This is a genomic window from Caballeronia sp., assembly GCF_028292365.1.
Taxonomy (GTDB): domain Bacteria; phylum Pseudomonadota; class Gammaproteobacteria; order Burkholderiales; family Burkholderiaceae; genus Caballeronia.
On sequence record NZ_JAQGMM010000146.1, the window covers coordinates 1 to 4,721 of the forward strand.

Genomic DNA, 4,721 nt, shown 5'->3' on the forward strand with positions numbered 1-4,721 from the left:
ATGAAGTCTGACGGTCTCATAAGGCTGCTTGATCAGGAAAGCTGCCATGGGCGGATAGTGCGCGGAATCGAAAGGCTTTATTGGCGCACCAGGAGTTGGACAGGTTCGGGCCACATCGCGATAAAAAACAGAATAGCAGGTCGCCATCCCGTCCATCAGCCACAAATGTATCAGCCAGTGTGATGCCTCCTTGTCCCCACCTGGACGGTTTGGCAAAAAACCGGTCGTGGAAGGCGACTACCTGACACGTCACCCGGATCGGTCAAAGGGAGTGCATACATCTTTCACGCGCATTACTTGTCCGTTGCCTACGCATGTGCGTTGCGACGGCGTGTCGTCCGGCCAAGAATGAATGTGACAGCAACGCGAAGAGGGCATTCATCGAGTGCGCCCTGATCGGTTGATCGTCGCCGCGAGCCGGATTGTCCCTGGTTTGTGCGAAGACTGCTGTCGGCCGGTCGGCGAACGATGCGCAGGCCGATCCCTTAAACGCCAAAGGAGAACGCTCATGAAATTTCATCAATCGATCGCCATCTGTCTTGCCCTGACGGCTGGCGTCGCAGCTGACGGATGCTTTGCTCAATCAGCGACCAATCAGACCGAGTCGGTAGCGGCTGGCAGCGCCTCGCAGGATCAAGGGGCCACTGTTTCGGCCGTCACACCAGCGCCCTCCGTTTCCTTAGGAAAAACACGCGAACAAGTGAGGCGTGAGCTGGAAGATTTTCAGCACAGTGATCAGGCGGCGCAGATGCACGAGCTTTACCGAGGAAGCAATTGAGCGCGGTGTCGCGGGCCGGTCGAGATTGTGGATCAATGTCGGAGGTGGGGAGGTCGGTAAGATACCTATCAAAAGATTAGTTATCCATAGTACGGGTTCAGCGAGCCGCCTTAGGTCCGCCAGACGGCCGTTTAGGCGACAACGGGCTTGGGAGACGCCCCGCACCGCTTTGTGGCCTCAACGAACAAGCGGACATTTGATCTGCTACTAAACCGGGCAGATCTATTTGCTTGCCCCTTCTCGTTCATCACGGTATTATTTTTTCATGAACAAGCGCTACGTCAAATCGATTATTACCGCCGCTACCTGATCGGCGGAATAGCTCTCGACTTGAAAGTTCGTAAGCAACCCGCCCAGAAGGCGGGTTTTTGCTTTCTGGGCTCCTACAGAGGATTTGGAAACATGGGCAGGAGTCGGAGCGGTTCGGACGAAGCAGCCGTGCTTCATATGGTCTGCGGCAAAATTGCGTCGGGAAAATCAACGCTGACGAAACGATTGGCACGCTCGGAAAATGCCGTGGTCATCAGCGAGGATAGTTGGATGGTGCATCTCTATCCAGGCGAAATCCACACGCTGGATGACTATGGTCGGTGCTCGGGGCGCATTAGGCGAGCGCTCTCGGATCATGTCCAGGCACTCCTGTCGGCCGGGATGTCCGTGATCCTCGATTTTCCCTTCAATACCATCAACAGTCGCGCATGGGGGCGCGAATTGTTTGACGGCGCGGGCGTGGGACATCGGCTTCACTATCTCGACGTCAGCGATGTGATTTGCAAGACTCGGCTCAGGGCTCGAAACGCGTCGGGCGAGCATCCGTTCGAAACGACCGACGCTCAGTTCGACCAGATAACGCAGTACTTTGTCCCGCCTTCTGCAATTGAAGGGTTTCAGATCGTCCTGCACACTCCCGGGTGAGCGCTGGTTGTAACGATCACCCGTTTGGAGCGTTCCGGGTGAGTGGCGGGGCATTAGCCGGGAGGCGCTGACGCATTCATCAGCCTCGCTATTTCGGCGTTTGCGGTCTCGCGAGACCGGTCCGGGATTCACCGCTTCCGTGTCCTCCTTTTCAACGACCCAAGCCCTGTCGAAAACACTGTATGGGTGTACAGTGTCGACTTCATCGGCCGTTATCTCGCTAATGCGTGTCGAACGGCGGCTCTCTCAAGCGCGAGCCACGCTTCGCCCAAGCGCCACTGGCGGACGATCTAACTCATTGAACCGGTTAGGAAAAATTGGCATCCAACAACGCAATCCGCATTCGCGGCGCTCGCCAGCACAATCTCAAGAACATCGATCTGGACCTTTACACGGGTCAGATGACCGTGGTGACCGGTCCTTCGGGCTCGGGCAAATCGAGCCTTGTGTTCGATACGCTCTACGCCGAAGGCCAGCGTCGCTACGTCGAAACGTTCAGTGCTTATGCGCGGCAATTTCTCGACCGGATGGACCGTCCGCAGGTGGATCGCGTGGACGGCGTGCCGCCGGCAATCGCCATCGACCAGACCAATCCGGTGCGCAGTTCGCGCTCGACCGTCGGAACGATGACCGAGCTGAACGATCACCTGAAGCTGTTCTACGCACGCGCCGCCGAGCTCTTCGATAAAAAGACCTCGCATCAGGTCCGGCACGACACGCCGGAGACTATCTACGTCGAATTGCTCGAGCGCACGAAGGCGAATGATCCGCGGATTGCGATCACTTTTCCGGTTGAGCTGCCCGAGTCCGCGAGCGACGACGAAGTCGCGCAATGGCTTTCCGCCAGCGGCTACACACGCGTGCAGGCCAAGCGGCATGTGGATGGCCGGCAAATGCTCGACGTGGTCGCCGACCGGTTCCGCTTGCAGAAGACGGAGCGGTCGCGGGCGCTGGAGGCCATTGAAAGCGCATTGCTGCGGGGCACGGGCCGTGTGAACGTTTACGTGCTGCCGGAGCCGCGTGAAGAAACGCCTGAAACAAACGACGTGCCAACGTGGCGCTTCTCAACCGGCCTTCACAGCCCGGAAAGCGACATCCGCTATGCCGATCCGCAACCCGCGTTGTTCTCGTTCAACTCGGCGTATGGCGCGTGCGAAACGTGTCGCGGTTTCGGCCGGGTGATCGGCGTGGATCTCGGCCTCGTGATTCCTGACGAGCGCAAGACGCTGCGCGAGGGCGCGGTCAAGACGTTGCAAACCCCTGCATGGAAAGAGAATCAGGACGACCTGCTGCGCTACGGCGCTAAAGCGGGTATTCGCCTTGGTGTGCCCTGGAGCGAGCTCACCCAAAAAGAGCGCGACTGGGTGATCGGCGGTTCGCCCGACTGGACCGGCAAGTGGCAAAACCAGTGGTACGGCGTGCAGCGTTTCTTCGATTACCTCGAATCGAAAGCGTACAAGATGCACATCCGCGTGTTGCTGTCGAAATATCGCAGCTATACGAAGTGCCCTACGTGCGAGGGTGCGCGCCTCAAGACCGAAGCGCTGCTGTGGCGTCTCGGTACGAAGGAGCAAGCAGACGCCGTGCTGAAGCCGGGCGATCGTTTCCTGCCTGCCGGTGTGGAGTGGACGCGGACGCAACTCGAAGCGCTGCCGGGCCTGACGCTGCACGATCTGATGTTGATGCCGATCGACCGGATTCGCCGCTTCTTCGACTCGCTGACGTTGCCAAGCACGCTGCTCGACGACGCGCTCAAGCTCCTGCACAACGAAGTCCGGACGCGCCTGAAATATCTCTGCGATGTTGGCCTCGGTTACCTCACGCTGGATCGCCAGAGCCGCACGCTTTCCGGCGGCGAAGTGCAGCGGATCAACCTGACGACCGCGCTTGGCACGTCGCTGGTGAACACGCTATTTGTGCTCGATGAACCCAGCATCGGCTTGCATCCGCGCGACCTGAACCGCATTGTCGAAGCCATGCACCGCTTGCGCGATGCGGGCAATACGCTCGTGGTGGTGGAGCACGACCCGTCGGTGATGCTCGCGGCGGATCGACTTATCGACATGGGTCCGGGGCCGGGCGAACGCGGCGGAGAGATTGTCTATGACGGGCCGCCGAACGAGATCGAGCATAGCGACACGCTGACGGGCGCGTACCTCGGCGGCCGCAAGCACGTGGCGCATGCATCGAACTGGCAGCGTCGCGCGGTCGATGCAAAGACACCGCGGCTCGTGCTCGAGGGCGCGACCGAACACAACCTGCGCGACGTCACGGTCGAGATTCCGTTGCAGCGGCTGGTGTGCGTGACGGGTGTATCGGGGTCGGGTAAATCGACGCTGATCCAGGACGTGCTCGCCCCCGCGTTGCTGCGTCATTTCGGCAAGGCGACTGAATCGCCGGGCGCATTCCGCGCGTTGAAAGGTGCGGACGCGTTGAGCGAAGTGATCTTCGTCGATCAATCGCCGATCGGCCGCACGGCGCGGTCGAATCCGGCGAGTTATGTCGGTGCGTTCGACGAGATTCGCAAGCTGTTTGCAAAAGCGCCGCTGGCCGCGCAACGTGGTTACAGCGCAGGCATGTTCAGCTTTAATTCCGGCGATGGCCGTTGTCCGACTTGCGGCGGTTCGGGCTTTGAACACGTCGAGATGCAGTTCCTGAGCGACGTCTATTTGCGTTGCCCGGATTGCGATGGACGGCGGTATCGGGCGGAAATCCTGGATGTGCAGATCGAGCGCGACGGCAAGTCGCTCAGCGTGGCGGATGTGCTCGACCTCACCGTGAGCGAAGCCGTTGCATGCTTTGCAAAAGACAAGGAAGTGCTGCGGGTATTGCAGCCGATTGTCGACGTTGGACTGGAATATGTGAAGCTGGGGCAACCGGTCCCCACGCTCTCGGGCGGTGAAGCGCAGCGCCTGAAGCTGGCGGGTTTCCTGGCAGAAACGGCACAGGCGAGCGGCAACCTGCCGGGCCGCTTGTTCATGTTCGACGAGCCCACACAGGGTCTCCATTTCGACGATATCGCCAAGCT

General features: G+C 59.7%; 3 protein-coding genes. All 3 read left to right on the top strand.

The window, feature by feature from the left end; all coding sequences use genetic code 11:
- The first annotated feature begins 508 nt into the window (after positions 1-508).
- Positions 509-778: a hypothetical protein gene (locus tag JWR14_RS08995; protein ID WP_299704727.1), complete on the top strand. Its 270-nt coding sequence runs from the start codon at positions 509-511 to the stop codon at positions 776-778.
- 147 nt (positions 779-925) lie between these two features.
- A complete protein-coding gene (locus JWR14_RS09000) occupies positions 926-1,693 on the top strand; it encodes an ATP-binding protein (RefSeq protein ID WP_366144517.1) in 768 nt (255 codons plus the stop codon).
- Positions 1,694-2,010: 317 nt separating this feature from the next.
- The coding region (gene uvrA, locus JWR14_RS09005; protein ID WP_299704730.1) for an excinuclease ABC subunit UvrA at positions 2,011-4,721 on the top strand (2,711 nt) is incomplete at its 3' end.